Below are 21289 nucleotides of genomic sequence, written 5' to 3'. Positions count from 1 at the left end.
AGAGGTGTTGAGCGCGTGCGGATGAGCCCTCCGAGGTCGAATTGCGGCCGTGGTGAGCCCCTGCGCCACGCCGCGAAGCGCCACACCAGCGAAAACCTGGTGGTGCGGCTCAACCCAAACTCTGGTTTGCAGGATTTGGGTTCATCCCCCGGCGATCTGCGCCCGGCGAACCCAACGCTCTCACGCACTGACGCACTCACGCACCCCGTCTGTACCCGCCCTCCCTGGCCCGCAAACTGCTGTCTCCGCCCCGTTCGGCCTTGTCATCCCGGAGTCCCGGAGCATGCGCTTCACCAACTACTCCAAGTTCACGGGCCACCAGGCGGACGCGCTGAACCTGCAGGCGCTCCTGGACCGGCTCTCGGACTTCCTCCTGCAGAGCGGGTTCGCGGGGGGTGCGTACGAGCATCCGTACTGGGGCGAGTTCGGTGGCGACGAGGGCGACCGCTCCATGGACTCGCTCAAGGAGGCGCTCCTCCGCGCGCTGCTGGAGAGCGGCCAGCTCACCCCCGAGATGGTGGACGAGCTGAGCGGCCGCGGCGAGCCCAACGAGGAGGTCCGCCAGCAGATCGCCGAGCTGCTGGACCGCCTCATCGAGCGTCTCGTCGAAGAGGGGTACCTCAACGTCGGCGAGCAGCCGCAGATGCCCGGCGGCTACACGGAGATGGAGGGCGCCGGCAAGACCGACGACGCGCGCGAGGCCGCCCGCCAGGTGGAGTTCTCGCTGACGGGGAAGGGGATCGACTTCCTGGGCTACCGCACGCTCAAGGGGCTGCTGGGGGCGATGGGGAAGAGCTCGTTCGGCTCGCACGACACCCCGCACCTGGCTACCGGCGTGGAGGCCGAGGCCGCGAGCCGCCCCTACGAGTTCGGCGACACGCTCAACCTGGACATCCCCGCCACCCTCAAGAGCGCGCTGGGAAGGAAGGGGCTGGGCGACGACGGCACCATCGACCTGGACTACGGCGACCTGTACGTCAACCAGGCGGAGTACCGGTCCAGCTGCGCCACGGTGCTGATGCTGGACACCAGCCACAGCATGATCCTGTACGGGGAGGACCGCTTCACCCCGGCCAAGAAGGTGGCGCTCGCCCTCACGCACCTGATCCGCACCCAGTTCCCCGGCGACACGCTGCGGGTGGTCACCTTTGGCGACGAGGCCGAGGAGATCCCCATGGGCGAGCTGGCGCGCGCGCAGGTGGGGCCGTACCACACCAACACGGCGGCGGGGCTCAAGCTGGCGCGCCGGCTGCTGCTGGCCCAGAACAAGGACATGCGGCAGATCGTGATGATCACGGACGGGAAGCCGTCGGCCATCACGCTGCCGGGCGGGCGCGTCTACAAGAACTCGATGGGGCTGGACGCGCGCGTGCTGCGCGAGACGTTCCACGAGGTGGGAGCGTGCCGCAAGAGCGGGATCCTCATCAATACCTTCATGCTGGCGCGCGACCCGTACCTGGTGGCCTTCGTCAACAAGGTGAGCGAGATCGCGCGCGGCAAGGCGTACTTCACCAACACCATGACGCTGGGGCAGTACATCATGCGGGACTTCCTGCGCCGGAAGACCCGCAGGGCGGGGTAGCCTTTGGACGCGATCCGCGGCGCATCGGAGCTTCGGGTGCGGCAACGCTGGGTTGCCGCGCTCCTGCTGGGCGCGGCGGGGTACTTCATCAACATGAGCCCCATCTCCCTCTCGCCCGGCACCGAGCTGCTGCTGGGGGGGACGGCCGCGCTGGTGGCCACCGTCACGCTGGGCCCCGGTCCGGGGGCGCTGGCGGGGTTCGTGGCCGCGTCGCGCACCTTTTTCCTCTGGGGCCACCCGTACGCCTGGGCCATCTTCACCCTGGAAGCGCTGGTGGTGGGACTGCTCGTCACCCGCTACCGGCGCCGCCCGCTGGTGGCGGACTTCGTGTTCTGGGCGCTCCTGGGGCTCCCCCTGCTGTTCGTAACCTACGGGGGAATCATGGGGGTGGGGGGCGCCACGGCGGCGGTCATCTTCCTCAAGCAGCCGCTCAACGGGCTGATCAACGCCCTTGCCGCGGAAACGCTCCTGCTGATCCCCACCGTGCGCCGCGGGCTGCGGGTGCGTGGGGCCCCGTCGCTGCGCTCGGCGCTGGCGGTGGTGGTGGCGCTGGCGGGGATCGTCCCCACCCTCAGCTTCGGCGTGTGGAGCGGCCGGCGCGAGTGGGAACGCTCGCTGGAGCGCACCCGCGAGCGCCTCCTCCTTACCTCCGAAGCGCACGCCGCCCACCTGGGCGAGTACGTGCGGCTGCACACCGGCGTGGTGCGCACGGCGGCCGGCCTGGCCGAGCGGCCGGGCGGGTTGAGCACGGACGATGCAACCCGCGAGCTGCGGGAGGTGCACTCGCAGTTCCCCTCCTTTGCGGGGGTCTTCGCGGCCGACTCGCGGGGGCGGATGACGGCTTTCGCGGGCGGAATGAGCGGGGTGGGCACCGACTACAGCGACCGCGACTACTTCCGCCGCCTGCGCGCCACCCGCGCCACCGTCGTCTCCGAGGTGCTGCTGGGCCGCCGCACGCGCGCGCCGGTGGTGGTCATCGTGCACCCGGTGATGCTGGGCGACTCGCTGGCCGGCTTCGTGGGCGGCGCGCTGCAGCTCCGCAACATGCCCACCCCGGCCCCCACGCCACCCATGGGCGACCGGCTGCGGGTGGCCGACCGGCGCGGGCTGGTGCTCTACGACACGCACGCCCCCTACCGCGCCGGCGAGGCGCCGCGCTCCATGGGCGACTCGTCGTCGTTCGCGGCGATCACGGCGGTGGGCGCGCGCGGCACCACCACGTACCGCCGCGGCACGGCGCGGGTGCCCGCCTCGCGCGTGACTGCCCGGATGCTGGCCGGCGTGGCGCAGGTGCCCGGGCTGGACTGGCGCGTGTGGACGGAGGAGCCCTTCGCCGACATCCAGGCGTACGTGGCCGATTCCTACGTGCGCCTGCTGTCGCTGCTGATCGGCGTCACGCTGGCCTCGCTGGCGCTGAGCAACGCGCTGGCGAGGTACATGGCGCGCCCGCTCCTGCGCATCCGCGGCGCATCGGCGGCGCTGGGGTCGGGGGACCTGGAGGCACGCGTGGGGCCCCTATCCGAGGCCGCCCCCACCGAGATCGCCGCGCTGGGGCGCGACTTCGACCGCATGGCCAACGCGCTCAGCCGCCGCGCAGAGGAGCTGGAGCTGCTGGGGGAGATCGCGCGCTCCCTGGCATCCACGCTGGACCCGGCCGAGGTGCTGCGCCGCGTGACCGATGCCGCCGCCCGCCTGGTGGACCCCGACGGCTGCGGCATCGTCCTGCTGCAGCCCGGCGGCGAGTCGCTCAAGATGGACGACTCCGCGCTGGGGCTGATGGCGGGCTCGGCCGGCACGGAGCTCCCCGTGCAGGGCTCACTCACGGGGTGGGTGGTGACGACGGGCGAGCCCGCGTTGGTGCTGGACGTGCACGACGACGCGCGCGTCCTGCACTCCCACGCCGACCTGAGCGCGACCGGCTCGGTGATCTGCGCGCCGCTGGTGGGGCGCTCGGGACCGCTGGGCGCGCTCAGCGCCGTGCGCGGCCGCGACGGCCGGCAGCCCTTTTCGCTTAGCGACCTGCGCCTCCTGGAGCGCCTCGCCCGCCACGCCGCCGTCGCGGTGGAGAACGCGCAGCTCCTGGAGGCGGCCCAGGAGGCCAGCCGCGCCAAGAGCGACTTCATCGCCACCATGAGCCACGAGCTGCGCACCCCGCTCAACGCCGTGCTGGGGCACCTGGAGCTGCTGGAGCTGGAGATCCACGGCCCGCTCACCCCGCAGCAGCGCGAGGCGCTGGGCCGCATCGACACGGCCTCGCGCCACCTGCGCGGCCTCATCGAAGAGGTCCTCTCCTTCGCCCGCCTGGAGGCCGGCCGCGCCGAGGCGCGCATCGAGGAGACGGACGTGTGCGGGCTGGCGACGGAGGTGGCATCGGTCATCGAGCCGCTGGCCACGCGCAAAGGATTGGAGCTGGAGGTTCTCACCTGCGACCCCCCCGCGCGCATCCCCACCGATCCGGACAAGGTGCGGCAGATCCTGATCAACCTGGCCGGCAACGCGGTGAAGTTCACCGAAATGGGAGGCGTCCGCATCTCCGTGGAAGCGCGCCCAGACGGCGTCGCCCTCGCCGTCTCCGACACCGGCCCCGGGATCCGCCCCGAGGAGCGCGAGCGCCTCTTTCGCCCCTTTGAGCAGCTCCAGAGCGGCTTCTCGCGCCCGCACGGCGGCACGGGGCTGGGCCTCTACCTCTCCGGCCAGTACGCCGAGCTCCTCGGCGGCCGCATCGACGTGGCCAGCGAGCCGGGGAGCGGCAGCACGTTCACGCTGGTCCTGCCGCTGACCCCGCCGGAGTCGGCGGAGCATGGGGAGCATGGGGAGGCGTAGGGGCCCTCACCCCCGGCTCGTTACACTCGCCTGCCCCCTCTCCCAATAACAGGAGAGGGCTCCGCCCTCTGTTGTCGAGAGAGGGGGCTTGGGTGCGATTCGGCGGATTCCGTGGCCGCGCTGAGGCCCCCTCCCCCCGGCCCCCTCCCCCGCCTGCGGGAGCGCAGGGCGGGTGAGGGGGAAGACACGGGCGATCCCCGTATGGGTTCTGGACCCTTGCGTCTCAGCGCCCGACCCTTTCATCCTCCAGCGGTAAATCCCTGCCCGCCAACGGCGCATTCGAACCACATCATCTGTCATCTCTCACCGAGGGCGTTTCCACCTACCCATGTTCAAGAAAGTGCGTTTGAAAATCTTCCTTGGCAGCCGCTTGGGCGCGACGCTAACGCTTTTGAGTCTGACTGCATGCGACGCCCTGCCGTACCGCATTGTCCGGACTGAAGTGTTCGATGAGATGGTCCGGGAGCGTGCGAGCTGGCACCTGACTGCTCTGCGGGGTGACACCGCCCTGTGCCGGATTACCGTGCGGGCGACTCCCCCTGCAGAGCTCACGGCAGACGAGTCAGGACCTCCCTCGGGCGGCAACGTTGCGTCCTCCGATTCGGTTGATCCGGCTTCACCTGTGCGCGGATTTGTCGAAATGAGACCGCCCGGCCCGGACGAGTCTGAGATGACCGCCTGGCTTGTCGGAGCCAACGTGCGCGTACCACGGTCATGGCGTACGTGGCGAATCGAAGCGGAAGAATTTCAGGATTTCACGGTGTTGGAGCGTGTCGCTGTGGACGCGGCTGGCCATGGTACGTTAGAGAGAGCATTGGTGCGATTCACCGTGATGGATGGCAATGGCCGCGGGCTGTCAGTCGACGGTTCGCTAAGCTATCACTACGTTTTGATCGGAGATGGTTCTGGCTGGAAATCGGCGGGCTTCACTCCTACGCGGGTGGAACGAGTCGGGCGGTGGTAACAGCACGCGCCTGGGGAATGGTGCAGAGCGAGCAGTCCTCTTTTCAAGTTCAGACGGGCTGGAAGGGGTTATAGCTAGTACATGTCGTACACGGGCGTCAGGAGTACTGCTCCGGGCCAAAGCTTGTATCCAAGCTGCTAATTCTGAACGGCACGAAGGCCCCACTAGACTCGGCGCGGCGAAGGATCGCGCACCTGGCAGAGATCAATGCGTGCGCCCCTCCCCCAGGTTGTTTTGGGGGAGGGGCAGCGAGGAACGAGCGGGGAGGGGCCTGCGATGCCGGCCTTTCAGCCGTTGCCGGCCTTGTCGCCGCCGATCTCCTCCGGCCGCACGCCTTCGCGCACCTGGCGGGCGGTCTCGTCGAGCTGGGCCTGGAGCTCCTCGGTGTTGCGGCGGATGTCCTGGAGGTCGCCCGAGTTCTCCTGCACGCGGTCGCCGGCGGCGTGGAGGAGCTCGTTGGTCCGCTCCAGGCGCTCGGCGTTCTCGCGCAGGAGCTCGGCGGTGCGCGCCTGGGTCTCGGCGAGCTCTTCCTGGCGGTCGGCGGTGCGCACGTCGTCCTCGCGGCGCACGTGGTCGGCGCGGTGGACGGCGGGAAGATCGTGCACGCCCAGCCCTTCGGGGTAGCTCCCGGGGGGCGGGGCCTGTTCGGCGCCGTGCCGGTGAAGGTCGGCGTCGCCCCGGGCGTCGTCGGCGAGCTGCTGCGCGCGCTCCTCCGTGTCGCGCAGTTCCCGCTCGCTGAGCGGTCGCGGATCGTTCTCCATCGTGCACCCCCGTGGGTGTTGGTTTGCCGTCGCGCGGCGCGCGGCCGCGGGGACGGGCGGAGGTGCAAGGAGTTCGCCATTGACAACAGGGATGGGGGATGAGGGGATGGGGGATGGAACAGCGAGTGCCGTTCAACGTCATCCCCCGTCCCCCGTCCCCCGTCCCCCGTCCCCAATCCCCAATCCCCCATCCCCATCCCCATCCCCCATCCCCCATCCCCCACCCTCATCCCCGCAGTTCCTCCCCCGCGGCACGGACGTTGAATCACCCCGCCCACCATGCACTACGCCGACGACCACTTCCTCTTTCCGCTCGTGCGCGAGCCCCGCTCGCGCTGGGAGCGCGCCGGGCTCTCGCCGCGGCAGGAGCGGCGGGTGAGCCTCGCGCTCAACCTGCTCGTGCTCCTCTTCGTGGCGGGGTGGGCGTACACCATCGTGCTGCGCCTTTCCAACCCGCGCCCGGTCACCGACGGCGCCGACACCCCGGTGCTGGGCTCCGGCTCCGCCTTCGAAGACCCCAACGCGCCCCCCACCATCGCCGAGCGGCTGGGCCGCGGCGGGATCGCGCCCGCGCTTACGGCCGAGCTGCTGCGAAGATCCGCGCGCTCCTACGCGGCCACGCTCGACCCCAGCGTGCGCGGGTTCAGCGGGGCCGTGTACGCGCAGATCCTGGAGCCGGGGGAGCAGCCCGACCTTCCCGCCCCCCAGCCGGGCGCCGAGCCCACGCTGGGCAACGAGATCGCCGGGCGGCTGGGCGGCGGCATCTCCGGCGTGGTGCTGCGGGCGGGACGGCTGGCGGAGCCGGTGCCCAACCTGCAGGTCATCCGCATGGTCCCCATGTCCGTCAAGAAGGGCGGCAGCGTGGGCCGCTACAAGATCGGCAACTGGCCGTGCGAGGTGGGGCGCTGCCCCGCCAGCCCGATCTACCAGACCCCGAAAGGGATGATCGAGGTTACGCCGCAGAACAAGGAGATCTTCCTGAGCGAGCATATTCAGCTCAAGGACTTCATCACGAAGCTGCAGGAGAACGTCTGGCCCAAGTACGTGGTGGTGGACCCCAAGAACCTGGACAAGATCGAGCTGGTGGTGAAGGAGCTGGAGGCCATGGGGCACCCGGTGGACAACCTCTTCGCGGTGAGCGGCTTCCGCAGCCCGTGGTACAACGCCAGCGGGGGGAGCACCGCCGGGCGAGGGCAGCTCAGCCGCCACATGTGGGGCGACGCCATGGACATCGCGGTAGACAACGACCGCAACGGCATCATGGACGACCTGAACGGCGACGGGGCCATCAACCTCAAGGACGCCCGCATCATCGGCGTGGCCGTGGACCGGGTGGAGCAGAAGTACCCCAGCCTGGTGGGTGGGATGCACTACTACCCGCCCACGGGCGGGCACAAGGGGATGGTGCACATCGACACGCGCGGCAACCGCGCGCGCTGGTAGACCGTCTTGCACCCAATCACAATGCCGGAAGGAGCGCACCGTGGCCGACCCGCGCACTGAAGAATCCCGAGAGAACCGCCGGACGAGCGGTCCCAACGACCCCACGCCGGACCTGGCGGGGGTGCGCGACGACGACATGGAGCCGCACGCGGGGCTGCGCTACGTGGCGCGCCTCTTCAAGGTGCTGGCGCTGCTGATCCTCCTCCTGCTGATCGCGGAGGTGGTGCTCCAGCTCTGGCGCGCCGGCCTCAACTCCGTCCCCACGCTGCTGGTGAACGCCACGCAGATGATCGTGCTGGGCGCCCTCCTGTGGGGCGCCGGCGACCTGGCGCTGATGCTGATCGAGTCCAACCACGACCTGCGCGCCACGCGCATCCTGGTGGGGCGCCTCAACGGCAAGGTGCAGCGCCTGGAGGCGATGAGCTTCGGCCCGCCGCAGCCCCGCCCCGGCGGATCGCCCGCCCCGCGCCCCGGCGCCGTCGGCTCCACCGCCCCGCTCCCCGGAAACACGTCGCCCCGCGAAGGGCCCTCCGACGGGCAGTCCGGGTGAGCGAAAAGGAGGCGCGGAGAGTGATCTCCGCGCCTCCTCAGCTTTTGGAGTGGCGTTGACTCGGACCCTGGAATCATGTACTGTACTTCTGTACAGGTATAACCACAGGAGTCCACCATGGCCATCGAAACGACGTACACCCAGGCACGCGCCTCGTTCGCCGCTCTTTGCGATGCCGCCACCGAAGATCGCGAGACGGTGATCATCCACCGCCGCGGCACCGAGGACGTGGCGCTCGTGGCGGCGTCGGAGCTTCGCAGCCTTGAGGAGACGGCGTATCTGCTGCGCTCCCCTAAGAATGCGGAGCGCCTCCTGCGCGCCCTCATGCGCGCGCTGGAGCGCTCCGAGACACCGCAGACCGTGGACGCCCTGCGCACTGACATCGGCTTGGGCGACGGTGCGTAAGGAGCAACCGCAAGTAGGCCTGAAGCGCGAGGCGGTGTTCCACCCGGAATTCCGGGAGGATCTGCGTCACTTGGTTGAGACCGACCGCAAAGTTGCTCTGCGCGCGCTCGATCTTGTCGAGGCGATTCTCAGAGACCCGTTCAGCGGGATTGGCAAGCCCGAGCCGCTGAAGTATCTGGCTCCCGGTACGTGGTCTCGCAGGCTCACCGCAGAGCATCGGCTCGTCTATCTCGTTCAGCACGAGCGCATCGACTTCCTCCAGGCAAGACACCACTACTGAGCGGGTTGCGCATGCCCCCGGGAAGTCGTCGGGCTACCTGCGCACCACCTCCTCCAGCGCCTCGTCGATGCGGCGGAGGGCGTCGGGGTCCAGGCGGATGCCAGAGGCGGCGGCGTTGGTCTCCACCTGCTCCACGCGCGTGGCGCCGACGATGGCGCTCGCCACGTTCGGCTGGCGGAGCACCCAGGCCAGGGCGAGCTGCGCCAGGCTGATCCCCGCCTCCTCCGCGATGGGGCGGAGGCGCTCCACCGCTTCCAGCACGGGCGGCTGAAGGAGCGCGTCCATGAAGGAGTTGGACGACGGGTCGGCGCCGCGCGTGTTCTGGGGGAGCGGGGCACCGGGGCGGTACTTGCCCGTCAGCACGCCCTGCGCGAGCGGCGACCACACGATCTGCCCCACGCCGGCCTCCTCGGACGCGGGGATCACCTCGTCCTCGATGGTCCGCTCCAGCATGCTGTATTGCGGCTGATTGGAGATCAGGCGGTGCCATCCCATGCGCTCCTGCATCCCCACCGCGTCGCGAATCTCCTCGCCCGACCACTGGCTCACGCCCAGGTAGAGCACCTTGCCGGACTGCACCAGGTCCTCCAGCGCGCGCAGCGTCTCGTCGACGGGGACTTCCGGGTCGAAGCGGTGGCACTGGTAGAGGTCCACGTACTCCACGCCCAGGCGGCGCAGCGACGCGTGGCACTGCTCCGTCACGTGCTTGCGGCTCAGCCCGCGGTCGTTGGGACCCGGGCCCATGGGGAAGAACACCTTTGTGGCGATCACCAGGTCGGTGCGCGGCAGCTCGCGGATGACGCGGCCCAGCGACTCCTCCGCGGCGCCGGTGTGGTAGACGTTGGCGGTGTCAAAGAGGTTGATCCCCAACTCGTACGCGCGCAGGATGCAGGCGCGCGTCACGTCGTCGTCGACGGTCCTTCCGTAGGTGAGCCACGAGCCCAGCGAGATCTCGCTGACCCGCAGCCCGGAACGTCCCAGCGCGCGGTATTCCAAGTCGTTCTCCTGTCGATGCGCGGTCAGTCTTCCGCGCGGAAGTTGATGGGCACCTGCGCCTGCGCGCGCACCGGCTCGCCGCGGATTCTGCCCGGGGTGAAGCGCATCCGCTGCGCGACCGCGCGCGCGGCGTCGGCGAAGGCGGGGTGCACGTCGTTGACGATCTGGATCGACTCGGGCTCCACGTTGCCGTCCTGGCCGATGACGAACGAGACGATCACGTCGCCCGAGACCCCGGCATCGCGCAAAAAGGGCGGATAGCTGCGCCGGGCCGCGCGCTCCACGTCGCGGCGGTTGCGCAGCTCGGGGGTCTCGTCGAGGGAGCCGACGTCGTACACCGGCTCGCCCTCCGGCGGCGCGGGCTCCGTCGCGGGCGGCTGCTCCTCGAAGACGCCCGCGCTGTCGGTGAACGGCGGAATCGGTTCGGGTTCCGGCTGACCGAGCGTCGTCTGCTGCGTGTCCACCTGCACGCTGTCGGGCGCGACGCTGTCGGTGCGGGCGATGGTGGTGGAGTCGGATGCCGCGGGGGCCGGGTCGCCGCCCCCCATCCCGCCGACGCCGTACACGACGGCGCCGCCCACCAGCGCCAGCATTCCCCCGATGGCCGCCGCACGGCCGACTCGTGCGGGGCGCGGCGCGGGAGGCGGGCGCTCGGCCGGCAGCGGCGGCGGCGGGGCGGTGGGCATCACCACCGTCGGGGCCGCTACGGCGGTGGGGACGAAGGCGGGGCGGCGTGCTGGGGGCGCATCCCCGCCGTGCATCAGCGCCAGGAGGGCGTCGGCGTCGGCGGGGCGGGCGAGGGGGTCGGGGTGGAGGGCGTGCTCCAGCGCCGCGGCCATGGCGGGGTCCAGATTGGGGACCCGCTCGAGCGGCGGCACCAGCGGCACGTCCGCACCGGCGGCCATCCGCTCCAGGTCGGCCGCGGAGAAGGGCGGAGCTCCGGTGGCGGCGCGGTACATCGTGATCCCCAGCGAGAATACGTCGCTGGCGGGGGTCAGCGCCCCCTCGCCGCGGATCTGCTCGGGCGATGCGTAGGCCGGGGAGAGCGGCTGGCGCCCCATGCGCGTGAGGTGGGTGCGCGTCTCCGTGTCGTCCATCTCCATCTGCGCCACGCCGTAGTCCAGCAGCATGGCGTGCGTCGCGCGCCCGCTCACCAGGAAGACGTTGCCGGGCTTCACGTCGCGGTGCACCAGCCCCATGCGGTGCCCGGCCGCGAGCCCCTCCGCGGCCTGCCTGAAGACGGTCGCCGCCTCGTCGGGCGCCAGCACGGTGTCGCGGGCCAGGCGGCGCGACAGGTCCTCGCCCTCCAGCAGCTCCATCACCAGGAAGTCCAGCCCCAGTGTGGCATCGGTGCCGAAGTCGTACACCCCCACCACGTGCGGATGGCGGATGCGCGCTGCCGCCTGTGCCTCGCGCAGGAAGCGGGCGCGGGCGCGTCCCTCCGCGTCGTCCTCCACGGTCACGACCTTGACCGCGACCGCGCGATCCAGCCGCAGGTCGGTCGCCCGGAACACTGCGCCCATCCCGCCCCGGCCCACCACCGCGTCCACGCGGTAGCGCTCACCCAGGGTACGGCCGGCGAGAAGGACTTCGAATCCGGGCATGACGGCTCGGCTGAGGGAAATCGGCGGCAGGGAAGGTACGTGGGGAGGGTCCGCGCAAACAACCTGCCGCGGAGGTCGGGGCCCCCTCCCCCGGCCCCCTCCCCCGCCTGCGGGGGCGCAGGGCGGGTGAGGGGGAGAACTCCGCGTGTTGCACCGATGCCTCGTAGGGGCCGCGATTTATCGCGCCCGTGCCTGCCCCCGCACCGGCGCCCGCCGTCACGCGCCGAACCCCCGCCCCTTCGCACCAAACCCTGGTAGGGGCCGCCCCACGTGGCTGCCCGTGCCCGCCCCCGCGCCGCCCAATGCGCCGCGCACGGATGCACGCCAACCGCCCCTCCCCCAGGTAGTTATTGGGGGAGGGGCAGCGAGGTGACGAGCGGGGGATGGGGCTTACCGCCCCATCCAGTAGCTCGCCTTGATCACGAAGATGTTGTCCGGGTGCTGGCGGAAAACGGCCGTGGCGTCGCGGTCGAAGGCGAAGTCGCCGTAGCCGGCTGCGCCGCTGCGCTCCTGCTGCCACACGAAGAACAGCGTGGAGCCCGGGCGGTACTCCCAGCGCAGCACCGCGCTGCCGCGCAGCGAGCGGACGTTGAAGTCCGGATTGCCGAACGAGAAGTTCGCCGTGGCCGGGTCGCGGTCCGGGTCCAGCGTGTAGGAAGTCACACGGCCGTCCGCCATCACGGGCGTGAGCTGCGCCGCGTCGAACTCGTGCTTGTCCAGCTCGCGCGGGCGCACGAACTCCTTGAACGACTCGTAGTCGCCGGTGGCCACAAAGGGCTGCGCGAACAGTTCCAGCGTAAGGTCCGGGGTAAAGGTCCAGTTGAGGCGCGTGTTCAGCGAAAGCGTGCGCTGCTCGATCTCCGCGAAGACGGCGCGGCGACCAAAGAAGGCGGTGGCGCTCGGGTCATCGAAGCGGCGGACGAACTGCGCGGCGCTGTGGCTGGTGGTGAACGACGGGCCCAGCGTGATCTGCACGTTGCTGGCGGGCTTGAAGCGCGCGCTCCCCGACGCGTTGAACGAGCGCGAGCCTTCCTCGTTCCCGCTCCACGACGGGTTCAGCGAGAGGACCAGCGGCTTGCGGTTGTCGGTGCTCAGGTTGACGAAGCCGAACCAGTCCGTCGGGCGGCGCACGACGCCCGCGCCGCGCGTGACGCGGTCGTCGTAGACGCCCGGCCGGTACTGGAAGTAGCCGGCCCAGTTCCAATAGTTGAGGAACTGCCCGCCGACGTACGACGCCGCCTGCAGGTCGGTGCGGTCGCCGTCGAAGTTGTGCTGCTGCTGCCCGCCGCCGATCCAGGTGAGCCGGCGGTACCACGAGCCCGGCTTGGTCCACTGCCGCAGCAGGTTGGCGTTCATCCACACGTAGTCCGCGCGGTTCATGAAGGCCATGTCGTTGACCTCGAAGCCGGGGCTGCGGTAGTTGAGCCCCGTCTCCCACAGCCAGTTCCCCGTCTCCTTGGATGCGCGCGCGTAGCCGCCGAAGCCGCGCATCGCCGTGCCCCCGAGGTCGTACTCGTCGGAGAAGATCCCGTTGCCGCCGCTCACCCGGTCCGGCCGGTCGAAGTAGCGCGCGCTGGAGCGCTGCAGACGGCCGATGGCCAGCGAGTCCCCCTGCACGTTGGAGAGGGCGAAGTTCCCCATCAGCCGGTACTTCTGCCCCGCGGAGTACAGGTTCCAATCCGCCCCCACCGTCTCGGCGTGCGAGGGGATGCGGTCTCGCAGCGCATCGTCGCCCGTGCCGAAGCGGCGGATGACGGAGGTGCCGATCACGCCCCAGGTGTAGCGCCCGCCCCCCGTGGTGCGGCGCGCGCGGGCCAGCGCGTAGTTGGTGAACGGCTCCACCGCCACCTCGTCGCGCGTGCCGTCCGTCGCCTGCACCTGCGCCACCTCGCGCGCCGTCACCGCCTCCAGCGCGCCGAGCTGCCACCCGCCGCCCGTGCGCCCGGTGAGCTTGGCGGCGCCCAGCATGCGCGTGTTGCGCGGCACCTCGGTGAAGTCGAGCCCCCCGGGAAGCGCCCCCTGCGGCGCCCGCCCGATGCGCCGCGAGTAGAAGAGCGACATCCCCTCCACGTTGCTGCAGTTGAAGCAGTTGAGCCCGCCGAACGACAGAAGCCCGCTCCCTTCCACGAAGAAGGGGCGCTTCTCCTCGAAGTAGCTTTCAAAGGCGGAAAGGTTCACCACTGCGGGGTCCTGCTCCACCTGCCCGAAGTCCGGGTTGATGGTGGCGGAGAGGGTCAGGTTGGAGCCCAGCAGCATCCGCACGTCGCCGCCGATGCGCGAGTCGTAGGCGCTGGCGTCCTGAAAGGGGCTCCCCGGCTGCGTGGGGCGCACGTACGATGCGCGCGCCACGGCGTACGGCATCAACTCCACGCCGCGCGGCCGCTTGTCGATGCGCATCCCCTCCAGGTGCCCGAAGCGCGGCGGCCCGCCCGCCTCCTGCCGTCCCCAGAACGACCACATCGACATCTCGTTGAGCCGCTCCACGTAGCGCCAGATCTGCATCCCCCACGTCTGCTGCGCCTCGCGCGAGAAGCGGAGCTGCGCCCACGGGATGCGCAGCTCGGCCGTCCACCCGGCGGAGTCGACCCTGGTGGCCGCCTGCCAGATGGGGTCCCACGAAGGGTCGGCGTTCGAGGAGGCCTGTCCCGCGTCGTACTTCACGCCGGATGGGTTGATCTGGAAGACGGTGCGGCCGGTGTGGTCGTGAAAGGTGTCGAAGACGAGCTGGATGTAGTCGCCCTCCACGCTCTGGTCGCGGCGCGCGAGGCGGGTGCGCACCCCGGCCGCGCCCAGCGTGTCCCGCATCCGCGCGCCCACGTAGAGCGCCTCGTCGTCGAAGGCGAAGCGCACCTCGGTCCGCTGCGTGGCGGGCTCGCCCTCCTTCGGCTCCTGCTGCCGGAAGTCGCCGGCCATGGACGCCGTGCTCCAGATCCCTTCGTTGAGCACCCCGTCCAGCACGATCGCCTCCGCCCTGGGCGCGGCCTGCACGGAGGGCACCGGCTTGTCGTGCGCCGCCGCGGTGGTGTTGGACGCCTGCACGGCGTTCTGCGCCGCCGCCGGCGTGGCGAGCACGGCGGCCAGGGCGGCGATTCGGAGCGGGATCGAGGGTCGCATCGGAGGGTAGCGTTGGAGGTCGCGGGACTGCGGACCTACTTCTGATGCCGGGTGGCGCGGAATGGTTGGAAGCGAGGGGCCGGCCCGTTCCCGCGGGCCGGCCCCTCGCAACGCGCCGTCACTCGCGGATGACGGTGGCGTGCAGGAAGTACGGCTGCCTCGAGCTCAGCCTCAGCTCATAGGTGTACGTGCCCGGCTCCATGGGTTCCTCGCCCACGAAGTCCCTCGGCTGCTGGCGGACCACCGCTCCGTCGAGGAGCGCCTCGATGTAGGGGAAGATGTAGGCCCGATTGGCGGCGTGGTAGCGGGAGGTCTTCCCCGGCTCGAGGCTTCCAAACCGCTCCGACGTTCTCGGGGCCATCACTTTGATCGCTTCGAGCTTGTGGCCGGTGGAGTTTCTCACGCGGACCCTCACCGGGTCCGGGTCGAGGATCCCGCACGACGTGGCGAGCAGCAGGAGCGCGGCCGCGAAGGCTCTGCGCGGGAGCGAACGAGGTGATCCGATCATGTGTGCCTCCTCATTCTGGGGTGCAGCGTACTTCCGGGTACGAGCAAACGCGCGGGCTCGCCACGCCGTGACACCCCTATCGCACCGCCGCTCCCCGTTTCCTACTTCACCAGATGGAACCGCTCCTGCCGCCGCAGCACCCAGTGCCGCGCGCCGCCCTCGTCCAGCCGCGCTTCCTCCTCCAGCCCCATGCGCACGGGCTGGCCGTTCCACTCGGGCACCGGCGTGGTGGCCTGGAGCTCGATGCTGAACCAGCTGTTGGGGCGCAGCGGGACGTCACCGCGGCCGGGCACGCCCTCCTGGCGGTCCCACAGGCCGATCAGCGGGCCGGCGCCGTGGCCGTGCGCGCCGATGGGGTGCGTGTAGATGGTGCCGTCGATTCCCTCCGTGCGCATGCGGGCTCGGGCGGCCGCGAGCACCTGGTTGCCCGTGCGTCCGGGGCGCATCTCCTCCAGCAGGATGTCCTGCAGGCGGTTGCCGCGCGCGAGGGCGGCGCGCAGCCCGGCGGGGGCGTCCGTCTCGCCGTGGCGCAGGACGTAGCCCATGTGCTGCGTGTCCGTGTTCAGCCCCAGCGCCGTGATCCCGAAGTCGCAGTGCAGCACGTCTCCGCGGCGGATGACGGGGTTTGCGGAGTCGCCCATTTCCACTCCCGGGCGCTGCACGTCGACGCTGGGCTGGAACCAGGTGCCGAGCCCCAGGTCGTTCACCCGCTGCCGCATCCACCAGACCACGTCCTCCGTGCGCGTCTCGCCCGGCCGGATCACGCGCTCGGAAAAGGCGGTGGAGATGATGTCGTGCACCACGCGCTGCATCTCCACGTAGCGCGCGACCTGCTCGGGGAGGCGCTCCTCGATGAGCTGCAGCGGAAGCAGCTCGCGCCGCACCACCCGCTCGCGGAAGCGGGGCGGGAGCGCGCCCTGCAGCCCCTCCCACTCGCCCACCGTGAGCCCATCCGAAAACGCGTGCGTCGCCGACACGTTCACCGCGATGGTGCGCGGGTCGCACGCCTCCACCAGCGGTGCGAGGAGCTTCCACTGGTCGGGGCCGTACGGCTCGGCGGGGCGCCGGGTGGTGCCGGCGGTGCCCACGGGCGCATCGGGGTCGCGCACCACGCGGTACAGCCCGCCCTGCGTCGACCCTCCGATCGCCACCTTTTCGACACCACGCTCTCCGCCCCTGTCGCAGAAGACGTAGATGGTGCGCCGCCGCGCCGCCATCGTCGTCGGCGAGACGAGCGATGAGAAGACGGGATCTTCGTTGTACTCGCGCATCGGGACGATCCACATCGCCACGCCCTGCTCTCGCATCAGCCGCGGCAGCACGCGCTCCAGCCGAAGCCGGAGCCACTCCTGCCGCGTCGCCGCCTGCTCGCGCAGCGTACCGAAGGGGCGCTCCTGCGCGGCGGCGGGCGCGGCGGAGAGAAGGGTGAGGAGGAGTACGGTTCGGCGCATGGTCGGGGAGTTCGTGAGTGCGTGAGTGCTGAGATCCTGGTCATCACCCCCGTGCATTCACGCACTTCCATTGCCAGCCCTTGCGGTCCCCCCGCCAAAGGTGCAGCGTTGCGGGCCGCGCCTGGTGTCGGACGGACCACTCGATGAATGGTGGATCATGGGCAAGGTGGTGGAGTGCATCACGCCGGAGCTGAAGGCCTTCATCGAGGCGCAGCCGCTGTTCTTTGTCGCCACCGCTCCACTTGCCGGTGACGGGCACGTGAACCTGTCGCCCAAAGGGCTGGACTGCTTGCGCGTGCTCTCCCCCAGCCGGGTCGCATACCTGGACCTGATAGGGAGTGGCAACGAAACGGCGGCCCACCTGCACGAGAACGGCCGCATCACGTTCATGTTCTGCGCGTTTGCGGGTCCTCCGCGCATCCTGCGGCTGTACGGTACTGGCGAGGTGATTCTGCCTGACAGCGCTCAGTGGGCGGAGCAGTCGAGCGGGTTCCCTTCATACCCCGGCATCCGCCACATCGTCCGCGCGGAGGTTTCCCGGGTGCAGACGTCGTGCGGGTTCGCGGTTCCGCTCATGGAGTACAGCGCACAGCGTGAAACACTGTTGAAGTGGGCGGAGGAGAAAAGCGATGCGCTTCCCGCCTACCAGTGGGAAAAGAACACACGCAGCATCGACGGGCTTTCCGCGCCGGTCGCCGCCCACGTGTCGCGCACCCCCTGACGAGACTCTGTCATCCTGAGCGACGCGCTGCTCCGCCCTTTCCTCCGGTACGATCCATGGCGCGGAGCGAAGGATCTACTGCGCGTTCAGAGGGGCCGGGCGTGACCCGCGAGACCTGGCCCGGCTCTGGCTAGATTCTTCGGTCGCCGCAGCAGTTTGGTTGGGCTTCGCCGATTCTTGTGCGGGGCGGACTCCCTCAGAATGACATTATCGCGCATTCACGCACTCACGCACTCTCTTTCCCCACGCATGACCACCGAATTCACCACCGACGACGTTCCCTTCGAGTCCATCCCCCTCACCGGTGACGCGGGCGACGCCTTCGTGGCGATCGCGGCGCTGCTGGAGGCGGAGTACCTGGACGTGGACCCGGACACCGACTTCGCGGGCCAGGCGTTCGCGCTGGCGTCGCGGCTGGTGGCGCGCGCGCGCCGCGCCGAAGGAGCCCCCACCGACGCCGAGCTGCGCATGGCCGCGCTGGAACTGAGCGAAGCCGCCCACGCCGCGGCGGACCGGGCCGGCGTGGAGCTCCCCGAATCGCTGGAGCAGCTCTCCGAGGACCAGCTGCTCGACGCGGAGCAGCTGCTCCACGAAGCCGCGCTCGAAGAGCACACCCACGACGCTTACCTCGCGCTCGAGGGCGACACGGAAACCATCCTCCTGGTGGCGAGCCCGATCTCGACCGCGGCCGCGCACGTGTCGCTCATCGAGATCCTGTTCGACCGCGTGGAGGGGAGCATCCAGGGCGACCCGCTGGCCGAAGTGGAGCGTGCCGCCTCCATGTGGTGGTTCCGGCGCTGGCGCCCCGCCAAACCGGTGGAGGACGACGAGTTCTCGGCCGGCGTACGGGAGCAGGAGTGGTCGCTGGTGGACCACACCTCACTCGCCACCGGTCTCTCGCCTCTCGGGAAGATCGTGCAGGACGAGGAGGGGTTCGCCACGATCCCGCCCCGGCAGCGCCTGATGGGCCGCAGCCTACTCGAGTCGGTGACCGGGATGTGGCACGTGCGCGAGCGGACCGGCGACGAGGCGGTTTTCGTCTCGGTGGTGGACGGCAGCGAGTCCACGGTGATCGAGCACGGCGGGGTGGAGGAGGCGTACGGGCCCGGCGCGGTGGTGATCGGACGCCTGATCCCCTTCGCCGACGGGACGTGGCTGCGCTCGCCGGGCTCCATCCTGGTCCCCGTCCCACCGGCCGAGTGGACGCGCGCCCTGGCCGAAGCGGTCAAGGATTCCGTGGAGCTGGAGGTGCCGCCCGCGATCTTCCTGGAAGCGGTGCTCACGCGCACGATGACGCGCGAGGAGGTGCCGCGCTCCGTCCCGCCCGCCCGCAGCGCCTCCGAGGCCCGCGAGATCCTCGCTCGTCTGAACTCGATTTTCATCGAAGCCGGCATCGCCCGCGTCGTCGACCCGGCCACGCTCCCCCCGGAGCTGCGCGAGCAGATGCCCACCGAGTTCGTCTACCAGGCGCTGGACATCATCCTGGCCGACTGGATGCAGGCGTTGAGCGCCATGGCCCGCAAAGGCACCGGCGGCGGAAAGAGCAAGGCGAACCGCCGCAAGCGCCGGTAGGGGCAGCCCCGTATGGCTGCCCGTGCCCGCCACGTCTCCATCCCCCGCCAACCGCGACTGTCGTCGGGCTTGCCTCACGCAAGCGCCCAGAGACGCGGGAGAGAACTGCAACTGCATGGCTCACACAGAGACACAGAGCCACAGAGAGAACCGCAAAAAGTTTTCTCTGTGGCTTTCAGTTCCTTCTGTGGCCTCTGTGTGAGGCTTTACTCAGTTGTTCTCTCCCTGCGTCTCTGCGTGAGACTTCCGTTACGGCGTTGAAGATATCAGAACCACGTCGTGAACCCCGCGTACCACCGCGCCTCCCCGCCGTCTCCCGGCCAGACACGCTCGACCGAAACGGCGTCCTCAAAGAGGCTGAGGCCGATGCCGTGCGAGTAGCGCGTGCCATCGGTGGTGCGGCCGCCCAGGCGGAGGAGCGAGGGCCCCGCGTCTTCCGAAACCTCGGACCAGCCCGCGTCGCCTGAGAGGACCAGGGCCGGGCGCAGGGGCGGGAAGAGGAAGATCCCGCTGCGGAAGAGCGGCCGGTTGCCGTACGGCGGTAGGTGAAGGAGGAGCCGCGCCCGCGCCAGCGCCGCCGTCGAGCCCGCGAACTCGCGGTCGTCGTAGCCGCGCAGCCCCTCGCCGCCGCCGAAGCGGATGAGGAACTGCGGCGGCGCCTCGCCGGCGACGATCCCCGCGTCGCCGCGCGCGATGAGGGTGACGTAACGGCCCGGGCGGCGCGTGGCCACCGTGGCCGTCACCCGCTGCGTGGCGAAGTCGCCCACGCCGGCCTCGGCCCAGAGCGACGCCACCAGCGACGGGGTGATGCCGAACGCGCCGGCGCCGCGGGCGTAGCGCAGCTCGCCTTCCAGCGCCGTGTGCGTGCCGGGTTCTGAGGCGGCCACCGGGCCGAAGTTGCCGCCGCCGAGCAGCCCGCTCTCCGTGTTGCGCGTCACCGAGTCCTGCCGCTCCGCGCGGGCGCCGATGCGCGCCGTAAAGGGGCCGCGCCTCCGCGCCAGGAAGAGCTCGCCGCCGGCCGCGTCGTAGTAGTCGCGCCGGTCCGCGCCGCCGAACGCGGCGCCCAGCGCGTAGCCCAGCTCCCACTCGAATGCGGGGCGGAAGACGCGCGTATCGCGCAGCCGCCGGTACCCGGTGGCGGAGACCGTGTACTGCGGCGCGCCCGTGCGCGGCACCGGGTGGTAGCGGGCGGAGAGCTCGCCGCGCGCCGTCCCCTCCGCGAAGGCGAAGCCGCCGGTGCCGTACAGGCTCCAATCGCGCCGCAGCGGGTCGCGCGGCTCCAGGCGCGCGCCGGCGCCCAGGAAGAGCCCCTCCACCCGGTTGAAGCGAAACAAGTGGCTGGTCCGCTCCGGGCGGAAGCCGAGCCGCAGCGGGCCGGCTTCCGGATTCGGGGGGCGGATCGCCTCGCGCAGGTCCGCGAAGTCGCCGATGCGCAGCACGTCCTCGCCGCGCTGCGCGGGGTCGCGCCACCCGGCGAAGGCGGTCTCGCCGCGCGCCAGGTCGCGCACCAGCCGCGACCCCGGCGACTCCGCGCGCCACCCGGTGTTCAGCTCGAACCGCGAGAGAGAGGTCACCAGCCGCAGCGCCGAGGCCCCGCCCAGCACCGGCGAGCTCACCTGGATCTCGCGCCGCTGCCTCACCGGAAGCCAGTAGCTTCCGCCCACGAGCGCGTTCTCCAGCTCGAAGAAGAGCCCCGCCTCGGTAAGCGAGAGCCGCCCCTGCCGCTCGGTGAAGCCGAAGCGCGCGCGGGCGATGGCGGCGCGGTCCACGTCCAGGTAAAAGGTGCCGGCCAGCAGGCGCAGCCCGCCGCCGGGCGCCTCCGCGCGCGGGCGCACCGCCACGGCGACCAGCGTCGTGACCCCCTCCTGCGTCCGCACACGCACCGTGTCCTCCGCCGTGTAGCGGTAGAACTCCGGCCCGCGAAGCGAGAAGGGGTGCACCGCGCGCGTCATCGTGCTGCGCCGGTTGGCGTTGGGCGAAAGCTGGAGCGCGTCCACCGTGCTGCCGTACAGGTGCGGCACCACCCATGGCGCGTCCAGCCAGCTGCCGATGGTGTACGGCGTGGGGGCAAGCTGGCGGATGCGGTGCCCGCGGATGCGCTGCTCCAACCCCCCGTCGCGCCCCCAGCGCACCTCCCCCGCGAACTCGTCCACCGTCAGCGGAAGCTCGCCGCCCGCCGCCGAGTCCGCGCGGAGCGACAGGTACACGCTGGACTCCAGGTGCGCCCGGTAGTCGGCCAGCCCGGCGGGGACGATTCCCACGGTCATCCGCACCCGCTCCACGAGTTCGCGCGTGCCGGGGGAGTCGAAGGCGAGCGAGTCCTCCGCCGGACGCGCGGGCGCCGGCGCCGCTGCCGGCGCGCCGATGCGCACCGTGTCGCGCGGGGCGGGGAAGCGCAGGGTGTCGCGGGGGGGCTGCCCCGTGGGTACCTGCAACAGGAGCGCGGCGCCGATCGCCAGGAGGGTCATGGTAGGGGTGCACGGGTCGGGGCGCCCCGCCCGTCCGGCGGGGCCGC

General features: G+C 70.9%; 16 protein-coding genes. 9 read left to right on the top strand and 7 right to left on the bottom strand.

The annotated features are described in order from the left end of the window. Window positions 1-283: 283 nt before the first annotated feature. From VF584_01440 to VF584_01430, 3 genes are all read left to right on the top strand, one after another. Complete coding sequence (locus VF584_01440; GenBank protein HEX8208820.1) at window positions 284-1582, top strand: VWA domain-containing protein; 1299 nt, start codon at window positions 284-286, stop codon at window positions 1580-1582. Between the two features lie 36 nt (window positions 1583-1618). After that, window positions 1619-4405, top strand: a complete 2787-nt coding sequence (locus tag VF584_01435; protein HEX8208819.1) for an ATP-binding protein — start codon at window positions 1619-1621, stop codon at window positions 4403-4405. 328 nt (window positions 4406-4733) lie between these two features. After that, a complete protein-coding gene (locus VF584_01430; GenBank protein HEX8208818.1) occupies window positions 4734-5369 on the top strand; it encodes a hypothetical protein in 636 nt (211 codons plus the stop codon). Window positions 5370-5656: 287 nt separating this feature from the next. On the opposite strand, the gene VF584_01425 is transcribed toward VF584_01430, so the two are convergent. After that, window positions 5657-6130 (bottom strand): hypothetical protein, encoded by a 474-nt coding sequence (locus tag VF584_01425; protein HEX8208817.1) that lies wholly within the window; start codon window positions 6128-6130, stop codon window positions 5657-5659. Window positions 6131-6409: 279 nt separating this feature from the next. Here VF584_01425 and VF584_01420 point away from each other — a divergent pair, with 279 nt between their 5' ends. The 4 genes from VF584_01420 (at window position 6410) to VF584_01405 (ending at window position 8808) form a co-directional block, all read left to right on the top strand. Beyond that, entirely contained in the window at window positions 6410-7573 is a 1164-nt protein-coding gene (locus VF584_01420; protein HEX8208816.1) for a hypothetical protein, read from the top strand. Between the two features lie 40 nt (window positions 7574-7613). After that, complete coding sequence (locus VF584_01415; protein HEX8208815.1) at window positions 7614-8123, top strand: hypothetical protein; 510 nt, start codon at window positions 7614-7616, stop codon at window positions 8121-8123. Between the two features lie 117 nt (window positions 8124-8240). Next, complete coding sequence (locus VF584_01410) at window positions 8241-8528, top strand: type II toxin-antitoxin system prevent-host-death family antitoxin (protein HEX8208814.1); 288 nt, start codon at window positions 8241-8243, stop codon at window positions 8526-8528. Next, complete coding sequence (locus VF584_01405; GenBank protein HEX8208813.1) at window positions 8521-8808, top strand: Txe/YoeB family addiction module toxin; 288 nt, start codon at window positions 8521-8523, stop codon at window positions 8806-8808. Before VF584_01410 ends, VF584_01405 begins: the two co-directional genes overlap by 8 nt. Before the next feature lie 33 nt (window positions 8809-8841). Here VF584_01405 and VF584_01400 read toward each other — a convergent pair whose 3' ends face one another. From VF584_01400 to VF584_01380, 5 genes are all read right to left on the bottom strand, one after another. Further along, entirely contained in the window at window positions 8842-9804 is a 963-nt protein-coding gene (locus VF584_01400) for an aldo/keto reductase family protein (GenBank protein HEX8208812.1), read from the bottom strand. 23 nt (window positions 9805-9827) lie between these two features. Continuing rightward, the gene (locus VF584_01395; protein HEX8208811.1) at window positions 9828-11408 is read right to left on the bottom strand and encodes a TonB family protein; all 1581 of its coding nucleotides are present in this window, start codon (window positions 11406-11408) and stop codon (window positions 9828-9830) included. Window positions 11409-11798: 390 nt separating this feature from the next. Further along, window positions 11799-14522, bottom strand: a complete 2724-nt coding sequence (locus VF584_01390; GenBank protein HEX8208810.1) for a DUF5916 domain-containing protein — start codon at window positions 14520-14522, stop codon at window positions 11799-11801. A gap of 118 nt (window positions 14523-14640) precedes the next feature. Beyond that, entirely contained in the window at window positions 14641-15030 is a 390-nt protein-coding gene (locus VF584_01385) for a hypothetical protein (GenBank protein ID HEX8208809.1), read from the bottom strand. A gap of 101 nt (window positions 15031-15131) precedes the next feature. After that, on the bottom strand, window positions 15132-16481 hold the full coding sequence (locus tag VF584_01380; GenBank protein HEX8208808.1) for a M24 family metallopeptidase: 1350 nt from the start codon (window positions 16479-16481) through the stop codon (window positions 15132-15134). Window positions 16482-16638: 157 nt separating this feature from the next. On the opposite strand from VF584_01380, the gene VF584_01375 reads away from it, so the two are divergent. Beyond that, window positions 16639-17202: a pyridoxamine 5'-phosphate oxidase family protein gene (locus VF584_01375; protein ID HEX8208807.1), complete on the top strand. Its 564-nt coding sequence runs from the start codon at window positions 16639-16641 to the stop codon at window positions 17200-17202. Window positions 17203-17451: 249 nt separating this feature from the next. Further along, window positions 17452-18774 (top strand): hypothetical protein, encoded by a 1323-nt coding sequence (locus VF584_01370; GenBank protein HEX8208806.1) that lies wholly within the window; start codon window positions 17452-17454, stop codon window positions 18772-18774. 266 nt (window positions 18775-19040) lie between these two features. On the opposite strand, the gene VF584_01365 is transcribed toward VF584_01370, so the two are convergent. Further along, the gene (locus VF584_01365) at window positions 19041-21242 is read right to left on the bottom strand and encodes a hypothetical protein (GenBank protein HEX8208805.1); all 2202 of its coding nucleotides are present in this window, start codon (window positions 21240-21242) and stop codon (window positions 19041-19043) included. Window positions 21243-21289 lie beyond the last annotated feature (47 nt).

This window comes from Longimicrobium sp., assembly GCA_036389135.1.
Taxonomy (GTDB): Bacteria; Gemmatimonadota; Gemmatimonadetes; order Longimicrobiales; family Longimicrobiaceae; genus Longimicrobium.
Note: the sequence above shows the minus strand (reverse complement) of the source record. Positions and strands in the feature narration are given on the sequence as shown.

Bases quoted from the DNA above. Each gene is read 5' to 3' on its own strand.
- VF584_01440 (HEX8208820.1), top strand. From the start codon at position 284: ATGCGCTTCACCAACTACTCCAAGTTCACGGGCCACCAGGCGGACGCG.
- VF584_01430 (HEX8208818.1), top strand. From the start codon at position 4,734: ATGTTCAAGAAAGTGCGTTTGAAAATCTTCCTTGGCAGCCGCTTGGGC.
- VF584_01425 (HEX8208817.1), bottom strand. From the start codon at position 6,130: ATGGAGAACGATCCGCGACCGCTCAGCGAGCGGGAACTGCGCGACACG.
- VF584_01420 (HEX8208816.1), top strand. From the start codon at position 6,410: ATGCACTACGCCGACGACCACTTCCTCTTTCCGCTCGTGCGCGAGCCC.
- VF584_01410 (HEX8208814.1), top strand. From the start codon at position 8,241: ATGGCCATCGAAACGACGTACACCCAGGCACGCGCCTCGTTCGCCGCT.
- VF584_01395 (HEX8208811.1), bottom strand. From the start codon at position 11,408: ATGCCCGGATTCGAAGTCCTTCTCGCCGGCCGTACCCTGGGTGAGCGC.
- VF584_01390 (HEX8208810.1), bottom strand. From the start codon at position 14,522: ATGCGACCCTCGATCCCGCTCCGAATCGCCGCCCTGGCCGCCGTGCTC.
- VF584_01385 (HEX8208809.1), bottom strand. From the start codon at position 15,030: ATGATCGGATCACCTCGTTCGCTCCCGCGCAGAGCCTTCGCGGCCGCG.
- VF584_01380 (HEX8208808.1), bottom strand. From the start codon at position 16,481: ATGCGCCGAACCGTACTCCTCCTCACCCTTCTCTCCGCCGCGCCCGCC.
- VF584_01375 (HEX8208807.1), top strand. From the start codon at position 16,639: ATGGGCAAGGTGGTGGAGTGCATCACGCCGGAGCTGAAGGCCTTCATC.
- VF584_01370 (HEX8208806.1), top strand. From the start codon at position 17,452: ATGACCACCGAATTCACCACCGACGACGTTCCCTTCGAGTCCATCCCC.
- VF584_01365 (HEX8208805.1), bottom strand. From the start codon at position 21,242: ATGACCCTCCTGGCGATCGGCGCCGCGCTCCTGTTGCAGGTACCCACG.